The sequence below is a fragment of the Roseovarius tolerans genome (genome assembly GCF_900109855.1).
Lineage (GTDB): Bacteria > Pseudomonadota > Alphaproteobacteria > Rhodobacterales > Rhodobacteraceae > Roseovarius > Roseovarius tolerans.
The window spans coordinates 1-22,770 of sequence record NZ_FOBO01000029.1 but is presented as its reverse complement, the minus strand read 5'-3'; the positions used below and the strand labels follow the sequence as shown (position 1 = coordinate 22,770).

Genomic DNA, 22,770 nt, shown 5'->3' with positions numbered 1-22,770 from the left:
CGCGGTGGGCGCCAAGACGGCCTTTATTGCGCCAGGATCTCCGTGGGAGAACGGCTACTGCGAAAGCTTCAATGCCAGGTTCCGGGATGAGCTTCTGAACGGTGAGGTCTTCTACTCGCTACGCGAGGCCCAGATTCTGACCGAGAAGTGGCGCCGCCACTACAACACAGTCAGACCGCACAGCGCTCTGGGATACCGCCCACCAGCGCCCGAAAGCATCGTTCCCATAGACCAAAGGCCGACCATGCACTAACATTTAAACTGGACCACTCAGTGGGGGCAGACCAAGTTAAAGGTCGGCAGCCCAAGCTGTGTGATGTGACCCAAAGACATTCGGATAGATACGCCGTGACACATATCCACTCTTCCACTCAAGACCCCTGTGCGCGCCAGCCCGGTCTGTGTTCAGTCGTCTGTACCACCTACAACCATGCGAAATACGCAAGGGCCGCAATCGAAAGCATCGTGGCCCAAGACTACAGGCCGCTGGAGATTATCGTCATCGACGATGGCTCGACTGACGACAATGTCGCGGTCATCGAAGCGGCGTTGTCGGAAAGCGATGTGCAATCCACGCTCATCACCCAGCAAAACACGGCCAATATCGCCGGAAACGTGAATCGTGCGCTGGCTGCGGCGACGGGTGACTTCGTGCTGCCCACATCACTTGATGACCTGCTCTTGCCCGGCTGCATCTCGTCCAAGATGGCGCTGCTGCTCGAGGATCAATCCTTGGTGATGGTCGGAAATTCCTCCATGTCCGAGATGGACATGTCCGGCAAGATCACCCGGCCCGAGGTGCGCAATCCAGTGTTTGGCCACGAGACGGCCAGTTGCCATGATCTCTTGGAAATCGAGTTTGCCACTGCCGGGTCATTTTTCACGCAAGGCACTGTCCTGCGAGCCGATTGCGTCGAGGCCATCGGCGGCTACGACGAAGATATCGCAGGTGATGATTTGATCCTGCGCACGAAACTCTGGAAGCACCTGATTGCGAACTCCTGCTTGCGTTGTGTCTTCCTGCGAGACCCCGGATTCGTCTATCGTAAGCATGACGAGAACCTGCACCGTAACACACTCCGGCAGTTGCGAACCTTGATCGATTGGCACAATCGCTTCTTTCCCGAGCGGCCTTTGCCCGCCATTGTCACACGCCGCGCCCGTAACTATTTTTCGGAGTGCCTCGCCAATCGCGATGATGCGGCCTTGCAGCAGGCGCTTGACCTCGGCCCGTTCATGGCTGACCTGTATTCGGCGTATCGCTATAGCTGGGGCTATTACCGACGCTCCACCAAGCACGCACTTCGGCGCGTATTCCTGCCGACACGCCGGTAACGGTCGGGCTTTTCGGGCGGCTCAGGCCAGCCGAAGCACACTCTCGATGACGTGGTCGGTCTGTGCCTCGGTCTGCGCGGGGCACATGGGCAGGCTGATGATCTCACCGGCCAGCCTTTCGGTCAGCGGAAAGTCACCAGTGGCAAAGCGGAGATCCGAATAGGCGTTCTGCAAATGTGGCGGGATCGGGTAATGGATCACCGTGCCGATACCCGCTTTCGCCAGGCGCGCCCGGAACTGATCACGCTCGGGATGGCGCAGCACATAGAGATGCCAGACCGGCTCTGCCCAATCCGGAACGAACGGTGCCGCAAGCCCGGCCTCCATGAATGCGCGTGTATACCTGTCTGCAATGGCGAGGCGCCGGTTCGTCCAATCATCTAGCACGCGCAACTTGGTTGACAGCACCGCCGCCTGGACTGGGTCGAGACGACTGTTCACGCCCTGCGTCTCATGGTGATATTTTTCTTCCGATCCATAGTTGCGCAGCAACCGGACTCGGTTTTCCACTGCGGGGTCAGACGTCGTAAGCGCGCCTGCATCGCCGATCGCCCCGAGGTTCTTGGTGGGATAAAAACTCCACGTGGCCGTGCCGGTGCTGCCGACGGGGCGCGCTCTGTATCTGGCACCATGCGCCTGCGCCGCGTCCTCGAGCAGGCTGATTCCGTGGGCATCTGCTATGGCCTGCAACGCATCGAGATCCGCAGGCTGGCCATAGAGGTGAACAGGCACGATCGCCTTGGTGCGGCTCGTGATCGCGTTCTGCACCCCGTCCGGATCAATGTTGTAAGTGGCCTCAAGCGGCTCGACAGGAACAGGTGTGGCCCCGCATTGGCTGACCGCGAGCCATGTGGCGATAAAGGTATTCGCCGGTACGATCACCTCGTCCCCCGGCGTCACACCAAGCGCCATCAGGCCCAGTCTCAGCGCATCCAGCCCGTTGCCCAGACCAACACAGGCTTCTGCTCCGACATACCGCGCGAAGGATGTTTCGAAATCCTCCACCTCCGGGCCCAAGATAAAACCGCCGGAATGAAGCACGCGCAATACCGCACCATCCAGGTTCTCCCGGAGTTCGTCACAGGCGGCGGACAAATTCAGAAATGGAACCTTCACCTTGCACCCACAGCCTTGAGAAACTCGTCTCGATCGCGAATATAATCGCCTTCCGAGTAGCGCGCCGAGGCCATAACCATGCAAACGGCACCAGAAGAAAAGTTATCGAGATAGCGCCACATCATCGGGCAGCTGTAGATCCCAAAATAGGACCGGTTCAGGTGAAACCTCTGCTCCTTGAACCCGTCATCCAGAACCACGTCAAAACTGCCGGACATGGCGATCATGAACTGGTGCAGCCCTTTGTGGGCATGCGCCCCGCGATCCGATCCGCCGGGGACGTCGTAAAGATAATACACCCGCTTGATATCAAAGGGCACATGGTTGCCTCCCTCGATAAAGGTCAGGTTTCCCCGGTTGTCCTTAATCTTGGGCAGGTCAATGCGTCGGCAGTCTCTTAGGGGCAAAAACGTCTCCAGCGGTTGGGATCGTTACGCGCAGTCTAGCGGCGTCTCTGCGGAACAACAAGTTCCTGCAATGCGCACACAGGCATCCTGTCCCAGCGGCCGAATAACGCCAGCAAGGTCAGTAAAACCGCCCTCTGCGCGCGCATGCTCAAGCCCGAGAGGCCACGATGTAAATCTCGCCCGAAATATCGGGATACCGCTCACCCAGCTTCATGAAAGCACTCAGCATCTCAGGCGTCCAAGTCTCCTCGATCTGCTTGTTGGAAACCGGTTTCATCCAGTAGCCGCCAAACACCTCGATGTTCAGCCCCGCCTGCAGGAAATCGCGCCGGAAGGTCTCCGGCGTATATACCCGGCGATGCCCGTGATGGCGATCAGCGTCGTTCATTTCCTGCTCGAAGGTCAATAGTCCCATCAGAACCGCCGCCTGACGATGTAGCGACCGCGCATTGGGCACCGCCGCCAGAATAATGCCGTCCTCGGTCAGCCATTCGCGCGCCCGCGACAGGATATCCACCGGCTCTTCAACATGCTCAAGCACATGGCCCAGAACAATGTTGTCATACATTTTCGGCGGTGCGAAGTCCTCGAACAGGCTGTGGGTGACTTGCATCTCCGGGTAGCGCTTCTCAAGATCCTTGCAAAACAGCTCCGCGCCTTCTACAGCCGACAACTCGAAATCGGTGTTTGCTAGATGCTCTGTCATAACACCCTCGGCCGGACCCATCTCAAGCATGGTCGTGCCGCGGAAGTGCCGTTTGAAGATTTCAAAACTATACAGCACCGTGTCTGTGTTCACACCAGCCGCGTAAAGCGAATTTTGCGCGATGCCTTCAAGGGCGTTTGATTCATCCATGTTCAGGTTCCGTTGTTGCGCCTGTGGCTTTGGCAGCGAGGCTATTCCATTTCAATCAGCTCAGCAATCAACCTTGTGGGCAGCATTAAGAACACGACGCGACGGCCCCCGAACGCAACAGCAGGTTTCGGCGGGGACAGCGCCTTGGCGCGGTAGTGCTGAAGGTGTGCCATGCCGCGGTCCAGATCAGGCACCTCAAAGGCCTGATGGTACATCTTAGTGCCCACCTCCAGAAACGGGGTCAATGTCTCCGACCCGGGCAACTCCTCAAGTAGTTCTACACGTGGCCCAGAGCCTTTCATAAAAATGCCGGCAACGCCCTGCAGCGGGTCTTCGAAGCGCGCACCCTCCGGTGCATAGCCCAGTGCGGCCCATCCCCTCTGCTCGCATTCGATCCTGCGGCAGGCAACACCGATATGGTGGAACCGGAACTGTTCGGGATCAAAGGTCAACACTCCGCCCTCTCGCCCGCATCCCGGGTGATCAGCCGCGAGGCCCGGTCGGCCTGAAGCGCCAGACCGGCCCGCACATCCGGCCACTCAGCGGCCAGCACTTGATGCTCTATGGCATCCACGGGCCCGTCACGCAGCGCAAACGCATCCCGCACAACGCCCGCCCGTCGCACGCCACAGGCGTCATGGAACGACAGCACCGCTTTGTTTTCGGCAACCGTCCGGCAATAGACTTCCGAAAGCTGAAGCGTCTCAAAGGCAATCCGGTAAACTAGGAGCGCCGATGCCGGGGCTGCCAAGGAACCCGGGATCAGGACCCACCGGCCCCATTCGGCCCGGCCATCCGCCAGATCATAAAGGCCAACCGTGCCTTCGAAGCGCTGATCATGGCTGCGTTCGACAACGAAATAGTAATCGCCCGCCCGCTCAAAATACCGCGTCAGCCACCTCTCCTGATCTTCCACCAAGGGCGAGATCGAGTGCACGAACCGGGCCTGCACCGGACCGGACCTCAACACAACGATGTCTGCGGCATCCTCCAGCCGGACGGGACGCAGCGTAATCCCCGCAGCGCTGTCGGTAATGTCATGCCGCATGATTGGCTTCCACCAAGGCCACAATCGCCGCAACGCTACCCATCTTGGCGAAATCGTCCTCCGCAAATTGCACATCGAATTCGTCTTCTAGCATGAAGATCATTTCCACATGTTTCAACGAATCCCAGTTGGGGTCGTCTTCCCGTGCATAACTACCCTCCTCAGGCACGTCCGTTTTCAGAGCAAGACGTAGGATCTCGCGCACGCGCACATCTATCTCATTGGTTTGCATTGGGCTCACCCGTTTTGATCCGGACAGGCAAGGCGCGCGCTTGCGCGGTTCGCGGCGTCTCCGTCCATGCAACCGTTACACTACCGTCCGCACCAAGGGTCTGACCGCTGAAGGCCTCCAGCCACGCCCGCGCGGGGTAATTGCGTGGTCCTTTCTCCGACTGAAATCGCACCTGCTCGATTCGGGCGCCGCCATTGACGATCACCGCGGCGGCAGCGGCATCGATGGCCGTGACCATCATAATGTCTTCCACGCCACGCCCAAGCGCGCGGCAACTGACGCACAACTCGTCCACGTGCAGCATCCCCTGCCCGTCTGCGCTGACGAACATTGCCGCAATCAGGCCAGATTCGGAAAACTTGTCGGCCAGCCAAATGGCGACAACATGCCGGTCAGACGCCGAAAGGACATCCGCAATATCCGTTTCCGACAACCGCTGCAGCGATAGATTGAACTGGTTCGTCTTTTGCGACAACTGATGCAACCGCGCGCGATTCGCCGCTGGGTTCACTGCGACCCGCAACTCCAAATCCAGCGAGGCCAGATAATCCTTGTGGCTCTCCGCTTGGGCCCGCAAGGACTGACGCGCATCATTGGTGGCCAGGTCCGCGAACCGAAGCGCATCGGTCGCGTCTCCACCAAAGGTGAAAAGGCCCGGATAGAACTCCAGTGCCCGGCAGGTCTCCAGCGGGTCCGGCGTGGCGTGCAAAAGCTGAATGCCCGGACAGGTGGAGGCGACCGCCGCTAATTCGCCAGGATTGTCATCGACGAATAAAATCGCGTCAAACCCAACCCTGAGGGTCTTTGCGATCTCCGCCATGCCCTCGGACTTGCTTCCCCAACTTATAGTACGCGCGGACACGCTCTGGCTCGGTAGCGTCATGCGTTCCGAGGCAAACATCGCCTCCACATCTTCAGGCTCGTTGCGCGACAGGATCCCTAGAAACAGACCGCTCTGAGCAAGCTCGACAGCCTTGTCTTGCAAAGCATCATACCCTTGATCGACGATCACGCCGTCCTGACCATCTTCGCCCAGAACGCCGCCCCACAGCGTGTTGTCCAGATCGAACACCACAGCCTTCAACCGCGGCCGAAGTACGGCAGGCAGCCAGCAAAGCCCCATCAGCCGCGCCAGGGTCACATTCGCACGCTCCGACAGTCGCGTCGCACCGACACTCGCCATGCGCTTGTCAAGGTACTCATCGCCAAGCGCGTCCGCCGCCTCGTCCAGCGGCAAGATCCGCACGCCCGGCACGTCTTTGCCCCAGGCCCGCAGGCTTTCATTGAACCCCTGCGCGCCCCCCATCCGCCTCGGCCAGTCGGCCACCAGAATCGGAGCAGGACTTGCGCCCCGCAAGGCTTCGACTCGGCACTTCAACCACTCCGAAAGCGCGTCGGGCGTCAGCTTGTAGCGTTCGTAATCCAGCCAGATCAGCTCTACATCCGCACGTCCCTGCAGCGCTAAGCTGAGCGAGTCGTCATATTCCCCTATCTCGACATCTATGCTACGACCATCATACGCACACATGGCCGGAAGCAGTGACGCGATGAACTCGAACGGGTGATTGCGGTGCACCCGCAATCGGATCGGCGGCGCCTTAGTGGGCACCTTTTTCGCTGCGCGCAACAGATCGGCCCGTCGTGGGGCCTGCGCAAAAACCACCTTTTGGAATTCGGCCCGCGCAAAGGCCTGATCGACAATCGTGCTCATTTGCACAGCCATGCTATCGTGACTTTCCGTTCTCTCTGATGTCAACACACTATGTGGACTCACAGCTCCGGCAGAGCTTTTGCGCCATCGCTTCAAAGCATGCGCTCAATATCTTTCGCGCGATTGTTGCGCAAGCAAAAAGAAGCTCTAGGCATCGATATCTTCTTCACGCCAAACAGTGATGCGCGGACCCGATTTGATAGGCTTAGGAACGCGCCCAGAATTCACGCCTTCCCACCATGTCGAACGTCCAACCGGGACCGGTCTGTTCGGCGCGATAATCTCAGTGATGCGCATCACGCGCTTGGAGTTGATTTGGGATGGTTCATTGATGGGTCTTCTCCGACGTTTGTGTCTGGAGAAGTCCTACTGATGATCAAGAGTGATTAGGCCGAATTTGGATACGATATTCTGAATTTGGATTCTGTTTTGTTTAAAGAACGCCGTGACGCTGCGGGGCCTGTGGAGATTTGTTGGATCCAACCCGCCTTACAAACAACAAGCGCAAATCCGGAAGCCCATATTATTCCGACCGGTCGAATTGTGTTTATAAGCTTTTCAGGAGGACTTGTGTTCAGCGCCTTCTTCTGAAGATCACTTAACCTGTCAAAGCACACAAGAAAGAATACTGGAGAAGAACTTGCTCTATTATTTTGGGTTTTCTAGCGCAATCATGGGAGTAAGTCTTTGAAAATTTGAGGGTCCTCACCGGTATGCGGTCATGGACTGCCGTAACGGTGTCATTCAGGACGTGCGTGAGGGCTTTGCGACATGGATCTATCGCAGTAACGGGGGGAGGCGTGACCTTGCCTCATTGCGCGCTACCTCTCGTTTGTCGATACGCGGATGGATGAGCACCGGTGCATAAAACGAGCGTCTTGAAACAGGTTGTCATGTCTTCCCTCCTGATCGCGGGGGCAGGCCTGGCGTGGCAGTATCGCGCCGAGCTGGGCGCCGCCATAAATCCGCCTGATGCGAAGCAGACAGAACAAGAGGCACAGGCACCTGGCGTTCCGGTGATCGCCGCAGAAGTGATCACCATGCCGGACGATTTGACCTTTTCCGCAATAGGCACCGGATTTGCGCTGCGGTCGGTTACGCTGCGGGCGCCGGCGAGCGGCGAGATCACCGACCTTGCGATCGCGCCGGGGGCACGGTTCGCGGCGGGTGATGTCCTGTTGCACCTTCGAGATACCGACGAGCGGCTGGCGCTGGCACTGGCCGAGGCCCGGCTGGAGCGCGCCACCTCCGAACGCAATCGCTACCGGGCGTTGCAGGATACCGGCGCGGCCGCCACGGCGCGCTTCGAGGAGGCCGAGACCGATTACAAGGTGGCGCGCATCGCCGTCGAACAGGCCCGCGCCGATCTTGAGGATCGGACGCTGCGCGCGCCCTTTGACGGCGTATCGGGGCTGGCAGGCGTCGAGGTGGGCGACAGGATCGTCGTCGATGACGCGATTGCCAGCTATGATGACCGCAGCAGTATTCTCGTCGAGTTCGATCTGCCCGAAACACTGCTGAGCCGGGTGCGGATCGGGTTGAACATCAGCGCGCAGACCCCAGCCGTGGAGGGGCGCGGCTTTGACGGCGAGGTGGTGGCCATCGACAGCCGTGTGGAGGCCGCAACCCGCACCGCGCGGGTGCGCGCCGCCATCGACAACGCGGCCGATCTTTTGCGGCCCGGCGCGTCGTTTTCGATCCGGCTCGATCTGCCCGGCAGCAGTTATCCGGCGGTGCCGGAACTGGCGCTGCAATTCTCGCGCGGGGCGTTGCAGGTCTGGCGCGTCTCGTATGGCGTGGCGGAGCCGGTGCCGGTCAAGCTGGTGCGTCGTCGCGACGGTCAGGTGATCGTGGATGGTGCCTTGTCCGAAGGGGACCGGATCATCGTGGAGGGCACGCAGCGGCTAAGCCCCGGTATCGGGGTCAATGTGCTCAACGATCCGGACGCGGTCCGCTCATGAGCATCGGCGGGCGTGGCATTTCCGACCTCAGCGTGCGGCGGCCCTATCTGGCAGCTGTGATGAGCCTGTTGATCGTGATCGCGGGCGTAGGCGCGCTGTTCGGGATCGAAGTGCGGGAATTGCCCGATGTGGACCGGCCCATCGTCTCGGTGCGCGCCAATTATCCCGGTGCCTCACCCACGACCGTCGATGCCGAGGTCGCCTCGCTGGTCGAGGGGGCGGTGGCGCGGGTGGCGGGGGTTGAGGCGGTACGAACTTCCTCGGAAGAGGGCAATTTCCGGATGCGGGTGGAGTTCAGCTCGGATCGTGATCTGGCCAATGCCGCAAATGACGTGCGTGAGGCGGTGAGCCGGGTCGAGCCACGGCTGCCCGACGGGGTCGAGGATCTGTTCGTCGTCAAATCCGAGGAGGATGCCGATCCTATCGTTGATGTCGCGGTATGGAGCGATGAGCGATCGATAGGTGAATTGACCCGCCTGGTTGAGGATGCCATCGCAACCGAGTTCACTGCCGTGGATGGCGTGGCTGAGGTGGTATTGTTCGGGGACCGGCAGCGGGTGTTGCGGGTTGAGGTCAGTCCCGACCGTCTCGCGGCCTTCGGCCTGTCCATTGGCGAGGTGGCAGAGGTCTTGCGCGCAGCACAGTTCGATGTGCCAGTGGGTAGTTTTTCCTCTGGACCGTTGGAAGTGCTGGTGCGCGCCGATGCCACCGTGGCCGAGCCACGGCGGATCGAGGAACTGCTTCTGAACGATCGGGTGCGGCTGGGCGACGTGGCCGAGGTCTATTTCGGGCTGGCCACGCCCGACAGCATTGCGCGGCTTGACGGGCGGCTTGTGGTGAGCCTTGGGATCGTGCGGCAGGCGCAGTCCAACACGGTGCGCATCTCGGACGAGGTAGGTGGCGCGATCGAGCGTTTGAAACAACGTTTCCCCGATCTGGGCTTTGCCGTCACCAGCGATGATGCGGTGTTCATCAAGGGCGCGATTGCCGAGGTGCTCAAGACGCTGGCCGTGGCGCTGCTGATCGTGATCGCGGTGATCTGGGTGTTCTTTGGCCGTCTCGGGGCCACGCTCATCCCTGCTGTGACCATCCCGATTGCCTTGGTGGGATCGGTCGCCGGGATTTACCTCATGGGGTTCTCGATCAACCTGATCACGCTTTTGGCGCTGGTGCTGGCCACCGGGCTGGTGGTGGATGATGCCATCGTCGTGACCGAGAATATCCAGCGCCGCAGGCAGGAAGGGATGGGCCGCCGCGCTGCCGCCGTTCTGGGGTCGGGGCAGGTGTTTTTCGCGGTGATCGCCACCACGGTGACGCTGATCGCGGTCTTTGTGCCGATTTCCTTCCTGCCGAGCGATGCCGGGCGGCTGTTCACCGAGTTCGGTTTCGTGCTGGCGGTGACGGTGGCGATTTCGTCTTTTGTCGCGCTGACCATGTGCCCGATGCTGGCCTCGCTGTCCGAAGGGCTGGGGCGCGGTGGCGGGGTGTTTGGCGGGTTGGGAAGTCGGCTGGCAGCACATTACGGCACGCTTATTCGTCCGATGATCCGTGCACCGCTGGTGACGCTGGTGGGGGCGACGCTCATCGCCGGAGGCGCGGTTCTGGTCTACGAGCGTCTGGGCGAGGAGTTGGTCCCGCAAGAGGATCGTGGCATGGTCTCGGTCTGGGTGCAGGGACCGGATGGCACCGGGCTTGACTACACCGACCGGCAGGTGGTGCAGGTCGAGGACATGCTGCGGCCCTATGTCGAGCAGGGCGTGGCGCAGAGCCTGTATTCGATCACCGGGCGCTATGACCTCAATCGCGGCAGCATCGGCGTGCGGCTGGACCCGTGGCAGGAGCGCACCCTGACGCAGGCCGATATCGAGGCGGAAATCCGCGACGAGCTGGAGGCCCTGCCGGGCGCGCGCCCCCGCATTCGCAGCGGCAACAGCCTCGGGCTGCGCGGCGGATCGGGCGGCGGCTTGAGCATCGCGCTGACCGGGCCGAATTATCCGCAGATCGCCGAGGCCGCCGATACCTTTGCGCAGGATTTGGCCGGCGTGTCGGGGCTGTCGGGTATCCGGGTTCAATATCAAGCGACGCAGCCGCAGCTCAGTATCGGGGTGGACAGGCAGCGGGCCTCGGACTTGCGGGTGCCGATGTCCACGCTTTCGGGCACGCTACGGGCGCTTGTCGATGAGGACGAGGTGGCCGAATTGACCATCGACGACGAGGCGGTGCCGATCCTTCTACAATCCGCCCAAGGGGTCGTGCGCGACCCGGTTGATCTGATGAATCTCAACATCCGCTCGGACGCAGGCGACCTGGTGCCGTTGAGCCAGATCGTCACTCTCAACGAGCGCGGCGTTGCGGCGGAGCTTGACCGGCATGAGCAGCGCCGTGCCATCGAGATCGACGCCTCGGTTTCTCCCGAGGTGACGCTGCGCGAGGTGATCGACGAGGTGCGCGCGATGGGGCAGGAGCGGCTGCCGCCGGGCATAGGTCTCATCTTTCTGGGCGAGGCCGCATCCCTGGACGAGACCTCTTCGGCGCTGGCGGCGACCTATGTGATCGCACTTCTGGTGGTGTTCCTCGTGCTGCTCGCGCAGTTCGAGAGCCTCACGAGCGCGCTGGTGGTGATGACAACGGTGCCCTTCGGTGTCTGTGCCGCGATCTATGCGCTGCTGCTCACCGGCACGACGATCAATATCTACAGTCAGATCGGGGTGCTGATGCTGATCGGGGTGATGGCCAAGAACGGCATCCTGCTGGTCGAGTTCGCCAACCAGCTGCGAGACGAGGGGCGCGAGGTGATGGATGCGGCCTACGAAGCCGCGCTCGCAAGGCTGCGCCCGATCGCGATGACGCTCATCTGCACGGTGATGTCGGGCCTGCCGCTGATCCTTGGGGCCGGGCCGGGGGCCGAGGCGCGCGCGGCGATCGGCTGGGTGATCGTGGGCGGTCTGGGCATGGCAGCTGTGTTCACCCTGTTCCTGACACCCGCCGCCTATGCGCTGGTGAGCGGGCTGGCAACGTCGCGTGCCTCATCGTCCGAGGCGCTCGACCGGGAATTGCGTGAAAGCGGTGCCTGACCGTGCGCCGATCTTGTCGGTCAAAGGTCTTCCAGACATGACCGACAACATCCATCCCGGATGCGCCAGGCCCATCTATGGCTCGATCAGCGCCTCTCCCTCATCCGCGATACCAAACCGAGTTACCGGATGGTGCCTGACACTGTAGGCGGCACCGAGGTCGGTCCGGTCGGACCCTGACAGCCAGTCGTCACGCTCCGCGCTGTCGAGGATCACCGGCATGCGGTCATGGACCGGCGTGACGGTGTCATTCGCGGCACGCGTCAGGATCGCGCAGGTGCGCTGGTCGTTCCAGACCGACAGCATGCCCGCGAACCACAGCGTCTCCTCGTTGCCGGCGCTGGAGAAGAAATGCGGCTGCTTGGGGCTCTTGGTGCCAGTCCACTCGTAATAGCCGCCAGCCGGGATCAGGCAGCGGCCATAGCGCCACGCCCCACGAAAACTGGGTTTGGTCGCAGCTTCCTCGATCCGTGCGTTGATCGTGGTGGCGCGCCAGTCTTTCATATCGCCCTTGTGCCAGCTCGGGATCAGGCCCCACCGTGCACAGGTCAGCTCTTGGCCCAGAAGCATGTAGACCTCCTGCGTCGGCTTGATGTTGAACCGGCGCGGGAAGGGCATGATCCTGATCTCGGCGAACTCGAACTCGGTGCCGCGCAGGTTGGGGTCTATGAAGCGTCCACACATGGATGGAAGATGAGGGGGCGTGCGCCGATTCTACAAGCCGTTGGGTATATGAGAGCGATTAGCCGGTACGCCGTGGCACTGCTGCCGCCCTAATTCATCGGTGCCCTTGCCGCCCGGCACCTCAGCAGGCACAAGAGGCTGACAACCGGCAGGATCTCGGAATTGGTCAGGCAAATACGCAATCGGGTCGACCTTCTTACCGGCGTGCTGCTGGTCACGATCACCTGTCTGGTCATCTTTCACGAGTGGCATCTCGCGGCATGGCTGGCCCCGGCGAAACCCGTTCTGGTGCTGGTACTCGTGGCCACTCTCGCAGTGCAGGTCCGATTGTCGCGCAAGGCTTTTGTTGCGGTGGCACTCGGCCTGACCGGGGCGCTTGCGTTCAGCACGGCAGGCTGGTGGGAGGTGGCACTGGAGGGGCTGCGATCGGCGGCGTTCATCGCGGCCTTCTTCTCGGCCCTCTCGACCCTGCGCAATATCGCGCAGACCTCGGCTGCCGTGCAGGCCGCGGGCCGTTTTCTCTCGGGTCAGCGGCCCGGTCGGCGCTATGCGGCGCTCACCGTGGGCGGGCAGGGCTTTGCGCTGCTGCTCAATTACGGCGCGATCCAGCTCTTGGGTGCCTTGGCGCTGGCCAATGCCAAGACTGAGCCTGATCCGGAGGTGCGCGGTCACCGTATTCGGCGGATGCTTCTGGCGATTCAGCGCGCTTTTGTATCGACCCTGCCGTGGTCGCCGCTGTCTTTTGCAATGGCGATCTCGATCAGTGTGGTGCCGGGCGCAAGCTGGGCGCAGGCGATGGTGCCGGGGCTGGTCTCCTCGGCGCTGCTGGCCGGGATCGGCTGGGGGCTCGACACGGCCTTCAAACCAAAGCTGAGCGTGACACCGCGACGTCAGGAGCCGGAGGGGTCCTGGGCGCTCATGCTGCCGCTACTGGCGTTGCTCGGGGTGCTGGTGGTTAGTGTGATCGGCCTGTCGACGCTCACGCAGGTGCGGATCGTCGGGCTGGTGGTGGTCATCGTGCCGGTGATCGCACTGGTCTGGATGCTGATCCAGCATTGGGCGCAGGCACCGGTGCGGTCGGTGATGCGCCGGGTCGGTGACTATGTGACCAAGGAACTGCCGGGCTACCGCGAAGAGCTTACGCTTTTGATGATGGCGGGATATATCGGTACCGTCGGGTCAGCCCTGCTCGGGCCGCTGATGCAGCGCGCGGGGCTAGATCTGTCAGTGTTGCCGCCCTGGCTGCTGCTGGTGAGCTTTGTCTGGCTCATTCCGCTTGCCGGGCAACTCGGCATGAACCCGATTCTGGCCGTAACGCTGCTCGCGCCGCTTATCCCCGGTGCCGAGAACCTTGGCGTGACGCCGACCGCGATCGTCGTGGCCCTTGCAGCGGGATGGGCATTGAGCGGGGCCAGTTCACCCTTTACCGCAACGACACTGCTGATCGGCTCCTTCGGCGGCATCAGCGCGCTACGCGTCGGTTGGCTGTGGAACGGCGTCTATACCCTGCTCTGCGGGGTGATGCTGTCGCTCTGGGTGGTGGTTTACGCGTTCGTCTTGTGACGACACCAAGGCCCATGACTACGGTGATGCGATGACCAGGGATTTTTTCGCCAACATGAGCTGTCTTAGACGGGCTGCCTCGCCGACCTACATGGAGCCCTGTAAAGGAGAAACGAATGTCCCTTCTCGTCCTCGTCCTGGTGACCGGCGTGATCTTCCTGATCGCCGACGCGATCATGCTCTCGACCGTCATGAAGCCGCTCTTCGCTCAGCACTTGGGCGAGACGCTTCGTGAGGGTATACGGCCCCTCCCGGCCGTACTGTTCTATCTCATCTACATGGCCGGTGTGGTCTGGTTCGCGGGCTGGCCGGCGCTGCGCGATGGCACGCCCGTCACCGCGCTCGTGAACGGCGCAATCCTGGGTCTTGTCGCCTACGGCACCTACGAGCTGACCAGCTGGACGGTGATGCGCGACTGGCATCCGTCGATGGTGGTCGCCGACATGGCTTGGGGCGCGACAGTCACTGCGGTGTCGGCTTGGGGCGGGGTCTTGGCAGCAAGGGCAATCAGTTAGTCAGACAAGCGCGCCCATCAAGTGCCAGCGCCGCGTCCGAGGACGAACCTCTCCCACTTATCCATCATCTCACGCCGCCGCTCCAGCATATCGCTGCGTCTATATCGGGGCACTTTCCTCGCGGTTTTCCGCCGAGGGCCGCATCGGTTTAAAGCTGAGGAGGTTTTGGCTGGGGTGGTAGGATTCGAACCTACGGTACACGGTACCAAAAACCGCTGCCTTACCACTTGGCTACACCCCAACGTGCCGCGCTAATTACTCTGGACCTTCGTGCGGTTCAAGAGTGGAAAGTAAAAAATATGACAGCGTCGCCGGAGGCTCTGAATCAATCCAGCGTTTCATCCGGCTCGACGCCCCAAAGTGCCGATTTGGGTGCCCAGCCGTCATAGCCCTGGGTGGAAACCTCGCACCAGTCCGGGCCGCATTCCGACAGACGGGTGATCACGCCCTGTTCCAGCCGTGCAACCACCATTGCGCCGGGTTCCGGACGGGACAGCATGTCGAGCATCTCAGCCTCGACGATGGCGGTGCGCACGCCCGACAAAAGCGTGTAGTGCACCCATCCGCCCGCGCCGTCGCGATCCTGCACGCGCCGCCAGTGGCCGTATTCGGCGGTGATCATCAGCGGCATGTCGCGGCGCTTGAACACCCAGTCGATCCGGTGCGTCAGGCTGGGTCCGCGCCGCACATTGGCCTCGGAGGCCTTCATCGACACGTAGCGCGGAAGCGGCAGGTTGGTCACTGGCCCGCGGTCCCCGGCACCTGCGCAATAGGGCCACAGGACCAGCGCAAGCGCCGCCAAGCCAGGTGATTTCATCACAGCCATTCGATTTCTGCCCGTCAATCTGCAAGCGGGTTCTTGTGCCTCGCTCTTTCCTGCGCCACTCTGGCAGCAACGTGCGAGAAATGAAAGCTTGAGGAGGCGCTTCATGCCATCTGCCCGCCTGAGTGTTGTCGTGACGCGACGCCTGCCCGAGCCGGTCGAGGCGCGGATGCGCGACTTGTTCGATGTCACCTTGCGCGAGGATGACGCGCCGATGAGCCGCGAGGAACTGGCGCGCGCCATGCGTGAAGCGGATGTGATCGTGCCGACGCTCTCGGACCGGATCGATGCGGGGCTGATCGCGCAGGCGAGTGACCGGCTGAAGCTGATCGCGAATTATGGCGCGGGTGTTGATCATATCGACGTCAATACGGCGCGGCAGCACGGTATTCTGGTGTCGAACACGCCCGGCGTGCTGACCGATGACACCGCCGACATGACCATGGCGCTGATCCTGAGTGTCACCCGCAGGTTGCCCGAGGGGCTGGCGCGGATGCAATCGGGGGAATGGCAGGGCTGGTCGCCCACGGCACTTCTGGGCGGGCGGGTCGCGGGGCGTCGCCTTGGGATTCTCGGCATGGGCCGGATTGGTCAGGCGGTGGCGAAGCGCGCGGCGGCCTTTGGCATGCAGGTGCATTACCACAACCGTCGCCGGTTGCGTCCCGAGATCGAGGAGGAGCATGAGGCCACCTATTGGGAGAGTCTTGATCAGATGGTGGCGCGGATGGATGTGCTGAGCATAAATTGTCCGCATACCCCGTCGACTTTTCACCTGATGAACGCGCGGCGGTTGAAACTGATGAAGCCCGAGGCGGTGATCGTGAATACCAGTCGAGGTGAGGTGATCGACGAGAACGCGCTGACCCGGATGCTGCGCGCCGGAGAGATCGCGGGGGCAGGGCTCGATGTCTACGAGCACGGGACCGAGATCAACCCACGCCTGCGTGAATTGAAGAACGTGGTGCTGTTGCCGCATATGGGGTCGGCCACGGTCGAGGGCCGGATCGAGATGGGCGAAAAGGTGATCATAAATATCAAGACATTTGACGACGGCCACCGCCCGCCCGATCAGGTCGTGCCGGCGATGCTGTGATCCTGCATTGAGCCAGCCCGCGCCTTTCGAGATCTTCCTCGCCGCCCCGCCGGGGCATGAAGCCGCCCTTGCCGAAGAGGCGCGCGAGGCTGGGTTCGGCCCCGCAACCGTGCTGCCCGGCGGGGTCAGTTTCATGGGCACATGGCCCGATGTCCGGCGCGCCAATCTGGAATTACGCGGGGCCGGGCGGGTGCTGGCACGGATCGGCTCGTTTCGGGCGTTCCACCTTGCCCAACTCGACAAGCGGGCGCGCAAGTTCGATTGGGCCGCGCATCTGCGTGCAGATGTGCCGTTGCGGGTCGAGGTGACCTGCCGCAAATCAAAAATCTACCACGCCGGGGCGGCGACTCAGCGGATCACCGGCGCGCTCACCGAGGCATTCGGGGTGGAGGTGCGCGACGATGCCGAGCTGCGCCTGATGGCGCGGATCGAGGATGATCTGGTAACGTTCAGCGTTGACACCTCGGGCGAGCCCCTGCATCGGCGCGGTTATAAGGAGGCCGTGAGCAAGGCCCCGATGCGCGAGACGCTGGCGGCGCTCTTTCTGCGGCAATGCGGCTATGATGGGTCCGAGCCGGTACTCGATCCGATGTGCGGCTCGGGCACCTTTCCCATCGAGGCGGCGGAGATCGCTACAGGGGTGCGGCCCGGGCGTGCGCGACGCTTTGCCTTCGAAGATCTGGCGGGGTTCGACGCGCAGGCATGGGCGGCGATGCAAGGCGGGGCTGCGCCGCGCGAGATGCCATTGCGGTTTTACGGGTTTGACCGCGATGCAGGGGCCGTGCGCATGGCGACTGACAATGCCGCCCGCGCCGGGGTGGGAGAGATCACGCAGTTTGCCTGTCAGCCGATTTCGGCGCTGACCCGGCCCGAGGGGCCGCCGGGGCTGGTGATGATCAACCCGCCTTACGGCGCGCGGATCGGCAATCGCAAGCTGCTTTTCGGTCTTTATGCCAGCCTTGGCGAGGTTCTGAGGCGTGAGATGAAGGGTTGGCGCGTGGGGCTTGTGACCAGCGACGCAGGCCTCGCAAAATCCACCGGGTTGCCGTTCTTGCCAGCCGGGCCGCCAGTGGCGCATGGTGGGCTCAAGGTGACGCTCTGGCGCACCGATCCGCTTTAGGAGGGTTTGGCACATGCGCGCGCTGTTTCTGGCCTTGGGGATTGGTCTGTGCACTCCGGTTCACGCGCAGCAAGCGGCGGATACCGTCGCCCCGGAAGGGGCCGGGGCAGGGGGCTTGCAGGTGCCCGGCCTTCTGGCGCGCGCACAGGCGGCCAAGGACGCGGGACGCCCGGTAGAGGCTGAGAACTGGATGATCGCGGCAGCGCACCCTCTGGCGGTCGAGGCCGGCGCAACGGTGCTGCGCGCGGGTGGCACGGCGGCGGACGCGATGGTTGCGGTGCAGGCGGTGCTGGGGCTGGTGGAGCCGCAAAGCTCCGGTCTGGGGGGCGGGGCGTTCCTTGTCTGGCATGACGGGGCAAGTGGCGAGATCACGACATTGGACGGGCGTGAGACTGCGCCGCTTGATGCCACGCCGACCCTTTTTCAGGACGCGTCGGGCCAGCCGCTGGAGTTTTTCGACGCGGTGGTGGGCGGGCGTTCGGTGGGCACGCCGGGCACGCCAGCGCTCCTCAAGGCGGCGCATGACAGATTGGGGCAGGCGGCGTGGCCGGGGCTTTTCGCAGATGCGATCCGGCTGGCTGAAGAGGGATTTGCAGTCAGCCCGCGTCTCGCTTCGCTGGTGGCGGGGGATGCCGACCGCCTTGCACGGTTCCCGGCAACGCGCGACTATTTCCTGCCCGAGGGGGAACCGCTCGCCGTGGGCGACCGGTTGCGCAACCCGGCCTATGCCGAGACGTTGCGCGCCCTTGCGACCCATGGCCCACGCGCCTTTTACACCGGTGAGATCGCGGCGGATATCGTGGCCACGGTGCAGGGCGCGCCGGGCAATCCGGGGGTGCTGACCGAAACCGATCTGGCAGTTTATAGGGTAAAGGAGCGGCCCGCGCTTTGTGTACCCTATCACAGCTATGAGGTCTGCGGGATGGGGCCGCCCTCATCGGGTGCCTCGACCGTGGGGCAGATCCTCGGGCTGCTCTCGCCGTTCGATCTCGCGGGGCTTGGCTCCGATGATCCGGAGGCGTGGCGGCTGATTGGCGATGCAAGCCGTCTGGCCTTCGCCGACCGTGGGCGTTACCTGGCCGACAGCGATTTCGTGCCGGTGCCACTCAAAGGGCTGCTGGCCTCGGATTACCTGAAATCGCGCTCGGATCTGTTGCGGGGCGACGATGCCCTGCCAGAGATCGCGCCGGGCAGGCCGGAATTCGATCACGCGCTGAACCGGGGTGACGACCAGTCCATCGAGTTGCCGTCGACCTCGCATATCTCGATTGTCGATGGCTATGGCAATGCGCTGAGCATGACCACGACCATCGAAAATGGGTTCGGCTCGCGGCTCATGGTGCGGGGGTTTCTGCTCAATAATGAGCTCACGGATTTCTCTTTCGCCAGCCATGACGAGGGGCGTCTGATCGCCAACCGGGTCGAACCGGGCAAGCGCCCGCGCTCCTCCATGGCGCCCACCATCCTGCGACGGGACGGCGCGCCAGTGCTGGTTCTGGGCAGTCCGGGCGGCAGCTTGATCATTGGTTACGTGGCCAAGACCATCATTGCCTGGGTGGATTGGGGGATGGATGTGCAAGAGGCCGTGGCCCTGCCGCATCTGATCAATCGCTTCGGGCCCTATGATTTGGAAGAGCCGCGCCTCGCCGCGCCGCTGCGCGCCATGGGCTACGAGGTGACGCTGCGCGATCTGACCTCGGGCTTGCATGCGATCGAGATCGGGGAGGTGTTGCAAGGCGGGGCCGATCCCCGCCGCGAGGGGCTTGCTTACGGTGAGTGAGGCTTTTTGAGTATTTTCACCAAAAAGAAACCCGTCATGTTTCTTCTGGCCTTAAAACATCCCGGGGCTCAGCCCTTGGCCAGATCACTCAGGATCGGGCAATCGGGCCGGTTGTCGCCCGCGCATTCCCGGACCAGATGCTTAAGCGTGGCCTGCATGGATTGCAGCTGTGCGATCTTGTCCTCGATCTTGTCCAGATGGTCCTGCGCCACCTGCTTTACATCGGCGCTCGCGCGGTCCTGATCCTCGTAGAGTGCCAGAAGCGTGCGGCAATCCTCGATGGAAAAGCCAAGCGTGCGGGCGCGGCCGAGAAAGGCGAGTTTATGCACGTCGCTGTCGCGGAACACGCGATACCCGTTGTCGCCGCGCATCGGGCGGATCAGGCCGATCTCCTCGTAATAGCGGATTGTCTTGGGAGGCAGGCCGGTGTCGCGGGCCACGTCAGAGATGTTCATGAACTTGCCTCCATCGCAGGGCGCACTCCGCGCAGGCGCAGCGCGTTCGACAGCACGAAGACCGAAGAGAGCGCCATCGCGCCCGCCGCCAGCATCGGCGAGAGCAAGAGCCCCGTTGCCGGGTAAAGCAGCCCCGCCGCCACCGGAATGAGCGCCGCGTTATAGGCGAAGGCCCAGAACAGGTTCTGCCGGATGTTGCGCAGGGTGCGGTGCGACAGGTCGAGCGCGTTGATCACCCCCGCCAGATCGCCGGACATCAGCACCACATCCGCCGATTCGATGGCGACATCGGTGCCGGTGCCCACGGCGATGCCGATATCGGACTGTGCCAGCGCAGGGGCGTCATTGATCCCGTCGCCGACGAAGGCGGTGGCGCCAAAGCGGTCCTGTAGGCGGCGCACGGCATCGACCTTGCCCTCGGGCAGCACCTCGGCCTCGACATGGTCGATGCCAAGCTCATCCGCGATGGCCTGCGCCGTGGCCGTGCTGTCGCCGGTGATCATCGCGATCCTGAGGCCGCGCGCATGCAGCGCCTCGATCACCGCCCGGCTTGAGGGTTTGGCCGCGTCGGCGATGCCCAGCACGGCGGCAAGGTGACCGTCGATAGCGACGTAAATCGCGGTCTGCCCTTCCTCGGCCAGATCCTGCGCTGCGGTCTCAAGCGCGCCGATTTCGATCCCCTCGCTCGTCATCAGACGGGCCGCGCCGATCAGCAACCTGTGCCCCTCGACATCGGCCTCGATCCCGTGACCGGCGATGGCGTGGAAGCTCTCCACCGTTGGCAGGCTCAGGTCTTTCTGCTTGGCGGCATCCTCCATTGCGCGGGCGATTGGGTGCTCGGATTTGCCCTGTGCCGCGGCCGCGAGGCGCAGCACCGTGACCTCATCCCAGTCGGCGCTTACCGTGATCCGCGTGACGGCAGGCTTGCCTTGGGTGAGTGTGCCGGTCTTATCGAAGGCCACGACGCGCGCCTCGTCGAGCCGTTGCAGCGCTTCCCCCTTGCGAAACAGCACACCGATCTCGGCGGCGCGCCCGGTGCCCACCATGATCGAGGTGGGGGTGGCCAGCCCCATGGCGCAGGGGCAGGCGATGATCAGCACGGAGACACCTGCGACCAGCGCATGGGTGAGGGCCGGGGCAGGGCCGACCATCAGCCAGACCGCAACCGTCACCAGCGCCACGGCGATGACGACGGGAACAAAGACGCGGACGACCCGGTCGGCCAGCGCCTGTACCGGCAGTTTCGCGCCCTGCGCCTCTTCGACCATGGCCACGATTCGCGCCAGCACCGTGTCTCGACCCACGGCGGTGGCGCGAAAGCTGAGCGCGCCATCGCCGTTGATCGTGCCGCCCACGACCGTGTCGCCGGGGCTCTTGGCCACCGGGGCGGGCTCTCCGGTGATCATCGATTCGTCGATATATGATGTGCCCTCGGTCACTTCGCCGTCGATCGCCACCTGTTCGCCGGGGCGCAGTTGGAGAAGATCACCGACTGTGACCTCCTCGATCGCCAGATCACGTATCTCGCCGTCGCGCTCGACCCGGGCGGTCTTGGGCTGCAACCCGATCAGCCGCTGAATGGCCGCGCCGGTGCGCCCCTTGGCACGCGCCTCGAGCCATCTGCCCATCAGAATCAGCGTGACGATCACCGCCGCCGCCTCGAAATAGACCGCGCGGGTGCCCTCGGGCAGAAGCGCGGGGGCAAGGAGTGCGACCGTGGAATAGGCCCAGGCTGCGCTTGCGCCCAGGGCCACGAGGCTGTTCATGTCCGGCGCGCCCTTGAGCAGCGCCGGCACGCCCAACCGATAGAATTGCCGCCCCGGCCAGATGAGAACAGCCGTGGTCAGCACGAATTGCACCATCCAGGATGCGCCCATGCCAATGGTCTCGGCGATCAGCCCATGCAGACCCGGGATGACATGGCTACCCATTTCCAGAACGAAGACCGGCAGGGTCAAAAGACCCGCGATCCAGACCTGTCTTCGGGCATGGTCGATCTCTGCAGCGCGCCGGGCGGCCTGATCCTCGGCTCCATCATCGCGCAGCTTGGCGGGATAGCCCGCCGCGGTCAGCGTGCGCGCCAGATGTGGGGCATCGGTGCCGCCTGGCAGAAAGCGCACCTGAACGGTCTGAGTGGCCAGATTGGTGTGGGCGTCGAGCACCGCGGGCAAGGCTTTGAGAGCGGCCTCGACCCGGTTGATACAGGAGGCACAACTCATTCCGGAGACGTTCAGGGTCACGTTTTCCTCGCGCGCCGGGTAGTTGGCGGCCTCGAGCGCCTCGACCACATCGTCGGCCTGCGCCCTCTGCATCACCATGCTTGCCTGACCATTGGCAAAATTGACCGAGACATCGCGCAGTCCGGGCACGGTACCAAGCGCGCGCTCCGCCCGACCTGCGCAGGCGGCGCAACTCATTCCCTGAACCTCGATTCTCAATGTGGTGTCGGCGGACATGACGTCTCCTTGCGTGTCTCCCTGTTAAATAGGCATTCCAGTCACTGGAGGGTCAAGAGGTGCCTGATGTCGGATGCTTGAAAACCGGGCTTTCCAAAGAAATATACGGTGAAGCAAAGAAAATTGCAGTTTTGTGAAAAAAACCTCTTGCGACTCTTCGGGCGTAACCGTAAAAGCCCCTTCACCGGCGGCGCTGAGGTGTTGTTGGGACGCGGAACGGGACGGGGCAGATGCTCTGGATTGTGAGGCGGTAGAAAATATCTGAGGTATGATTGGCGGGTTGCGCTAGGTAGTTTGGCGCTTCCGGTTGGTTTTGCTTCGACGCTCTTTGAAAAATTGGTATCTGAAGAGATATGTGGGCGGTTTGGTTCAGTCGATGGATCAACGTCTGTATATCAACGCTACTAGGACTTCGGTTCGATGATGTAGTGTCAGCTTCACTGTCTTGTATGGACTTCGTTTCTTTGGAAACGATGTACATCAGACAGATGACTTTCAATGCGGTCGTTTCCTTAGCCGGGTCGACCATATTGCGGAGCGC

General features: G+C 62.6%; 21 protein-coding genes and 1 tRNA gene. 9 read left to right on the top strand and 13 right to left on the bottom strand.

Going from position 1 to position 22,770, the window contains the following annotated elements:
* Both BMX04_RS18220 and BMX04_RS18215 read left to right on the top strand, forming a co-directional pair.
* Nucleotides 1–253, top strand: a 253-nt coding sequence (locus tag BMX04_RS18220) for an integrase core domain-containing protein (RefSeq protein WP_139194537.1), incomplete at its 5' end; no start/stop codon positions are given.
* Nucleotides 148–1,335: a glycosyltransferase gene (locus BMX04_RS18215; RefSeq protein WP_083398239.1), complete on the top strand. Its 1,188-nt coding sequence runs from the start codon at nt 148–150 to the stop codon at nt 1,333–1,335. The genes BMX04_RS18220 and BMX04_RS18215, both read left to right, overlap by 106 nt.
* A 21-nt stretch (nt 1,336–1,356) precedes the next feature.
* On the opposite strand, the gene BMX04_RS18210 is transcribed toward BMX04_RS18215, so the two are convergent.
* From BMX04_RS18210 to BMX04_RS18180, 7 genes are all read right to left on the bottom strand, one after another.
* Nucleotides 1,357–2,451 (bottom strand): DegT/DnrJ/EryC1/StrS family aminotransferase, encoded by a 1,095-nt coding sequence (locus BMX04_RS18210; protein WP_074788276.1) that lies wholly within the window; start codon nt 2,449–2,451, stop codon nt 1,357–1,359.
* Nucleotides 2,448–2,858, bottom strand: coding sequence for a sugar 3,4-ketoisomerase (locus tag BMX04_RS18205; RefSeq protein WP_074788275.1), 411 nt, complete (start codon nt 2,856–2,858; stop codon nt 2,448–2,450). Before BMX04_RS18205 ends, BMX04_RS18210 begins: the two co-directional genes overlap by 4 nt.
* 148 nt (nt 2,859–3,006) lie before the next feature.
* Nucleotides 3,007–3,714, bottom strand: coding sequence for a class I SAM-dependent methyltransferase (locus tag BMX04_RS18200; RefSeq protein WP_074788274.1), 708 nt, complete (start codon nt 3,712–3,714; stop codon nt 3,007–3,009).
* Between the two features lie 41 nt (nt 3,715–3,755).
* Complete coding sequence (locus tag BMX04_RS18195) at nt 3,756–4,166, bottom strand: VOC family protein (RefSeq protein WP_217644521.1); 411 nt, start codon at nt 4,164–4,166, stop codon at nt 3,756–3,758.
* Complete coding sequence (locus tag BMX04_RS18190) at nt 4,163–4,762, bottom strand: GNAT family N-acetyltransferase (protein ID WP_074788272.1); 600 nt, start codon at nt 4,760–4,762, stop codon at nt 4,163–4,165. The genes BMX04_RS18195 and BMX04_RS18190 overlap by 4 nt, the downstream gene beginning before the upstream one ends.
* Nucleotides 4,752–4,994 carry an acyl carrier protein gene (locus BMX04_RS18185; protein ID WP_074788271.1) on the bottom strand — a complete coding sequence of 81 codons (243 nt, stop codon included), beginning with the start codon at nt 4,992–4,994 and terminating at the stop codon, nt 4,752–4,754. The genes BMX04_RS18190 and BMX04_RS18185 overlap by 11 nt, the downstream gene beginning before the upstream one ends.
* Nucleotides 4,981–6,705, bottom strand: coding sequence for an HAD-IIIC family phosphatase (locus tag BMX04_RS18180; protein ID WP_074788270.1), 1,725 nt, complete (start codon nt 6,703–6,705; stop codon nt 4,981–4,983). Before BMX04_RS18180 ends, BMX04_RS18185 begins: the two co-directional genes overlap by 14 nt.
* A gap of 893 nt (nt 6,706–7,598) precedes the next feature.
* Between BMX04_RS18180 and BMX04_RS18170 the strand changes: the two genes are divergently transcribed.
* Nucleotides 7,599–8,666, top strand: a complete 1,068-nt coding sequence (locus BMX04_RS18170) for an efflux RND transporter periplasmic adaptor subunit (protein ID WP_074788268.1) — start codon at nt 7,599–7,601, stop codon at nt 8,664–8,666.
* Complete coding sequence (locus tag BMX04_RS18165) at nt 8,663–11,740, top strand: efflux RND transporter permease subunit (protein WP_074788267.1); 3,078 nt, start codon at nt 8,663–8,665, stop codon at nt 11,738–11,740. Before BMX04_RS18170 ends, BMX04_RS18165 begins: the two co-directional genes overlap by 4 nt.
* Nucleotides 11,741–11,815: 75 nt before the next feature.
* Here BMX04_RS18165 and BMX04_RS18160 read toward each other — a convergent pair whose 3' ends face one another.
* A complete protein-coding gene (locus BMX04_RS18160; RefSeq protein WP_074788266.1) occupies nt 11,816–12,424 on the bottom strand; it encodes an SOS response-associated peptidase in 609 nt (202 codons plus the stop codon).
* A gap of 204 nt (nt 12,425–12,628) precedes the next feature.
* On the opposite strand from BMX04_RS18160, the gene BMX04_RS18155 reads away from it, so the two are divergent.
* Complete coding sequence (locus BMX04_RS18155; protein WP_244888589.1) at nt 12,629–13,987, top strand: hypothetical protein; 1,359 nt, start codon at nt 12,629–12,631, stop codon at nt 13,985–13,987.
* A gap of 116 nt (nt 13,988–14,103) precedes the next feature.
* Nucleotides 14,104–14,502 carry a DUF2177 family protein gene (locus BMX04_RS18150; RefSeq protein ID WP_050664363.1) on the top strand — a complete coding sequence of 133 codons (399 nt, stop codon included), beginning with the start codon at nt 14,104–14,106 and terminating at the stop codon, nt 14,500–14,502.
* A gap of 166 nt (nt 14,503–14,668) precedes the next feature.
* Here the strand turns inward: BMX04_RS18150 and BMX04_RS18145 are convergent.
* Nucleotides 14,669–14,743: transfer RNA gene (locus tag BMX04_RS18145), tRNA-Gln, on the bottom strand.
* Between the two features lie 84 nt (nt 14,744–14,827).
* Complete coding sequence (locus BMX04_RS18140; protein WP_050664362.1) at nt 14,828–15,328, bottom strand: SH3 domain-containing protein; 501 nt, start codon at nt 15,326–15,328, stop codon at nt 14,828–14,830.
* A 103-nt stretch (nt 15,329–15,431) separates the two neighbouring features.
* Here BMX04_RS18140 and BMX04_RS18135 point away from each other — a divergent pair, with 103 nt between their 5' ends.
* Genes BMX04_RS18135 through ggt form a run of 3 tightly spaced genes read left to right on the top strand, consistent with a single transcriptional unit; the run spans nt 15,432 to nt 19,318 of the window.
* Complete coding sequence (locus BMX04_RS18135; protein WP_050664361.1) at nt 15,432–16,418, top strand: 2-hydroxyacid dehydrogenase; 987 nt, start codon at nt 15,432–15,434, stop codon at nt 16,416–16,418.
* Nucleotides 16,419–16,425: 7 nt separating this feature from the next.
* Complete coding sequence (locus tag BMX04_RS18130) at nt 16,426–17,538, top strand: THUMP domain-containing class I SAM-dependent RNA methyltransferase (RefSeq protein ID WP_050664360.1); 1,113 nt, start codon at nt 16,426–16,428, stop codon at nt 17,536–17,538.
* Between the two features lie 13 nt (nt 17,539–17,551).
* Nucleotides 17,552–19,318, top strand: coding sequence for a gamma-glutamyltransferase (ggt, locus tag BMX04_RS18125; RefSeq protein ID WP_050664359.1), 1,767 nt, complete (start codon nt 17,552–17,554; stop codon nt 19,316–19,318).
* Between the two features lie 68 nt (nt 19,319–19,386).
* Here ggt and cueR read toward each other — a convergent pair whose 3' ends face one another.
* The 3 genes from cueR to BMX04_RS19585 form a co-directional block, all read right to left on the bottom strand.
* Nucleotides 19,387–19,773: a Cu(I)-responsive transcriptional regulator gene (gene cueR, locus BMX04_RS18120; RefSeq protein ID WP_050664358.1), complete on the bottom strand. Its 387-nt coding sequence runs from the start codon at nt 19,771–19,773 to the stop codon at nt 19,387–19,389.
* Nucleotides 19,770–22,229 (bottom strand): heavy metal translocating P-type ATPase, encoded by a 2,460-nt coding sequence (locus BMX04_RS18115; RefSeq protein WP_050664357.1) that lies wholly within the window; start codon nt 22,227–22,229, stop codon nt 19,770–19,772. The genes cueR and BMX04_RS18115 overlap by 4 nt, the downstream gene beginning before the upstream one ends.
* A 181-nt stretch (nt 22,230–22,410) precedes the next feature.
* Nucleotides 22,411–22,770: hypothetical protein (locus BMX04_RS19585; protein ID WP_217644519.1), on the bottom strand; the 360-nt coding region annotated here is incomplete at its 5' end.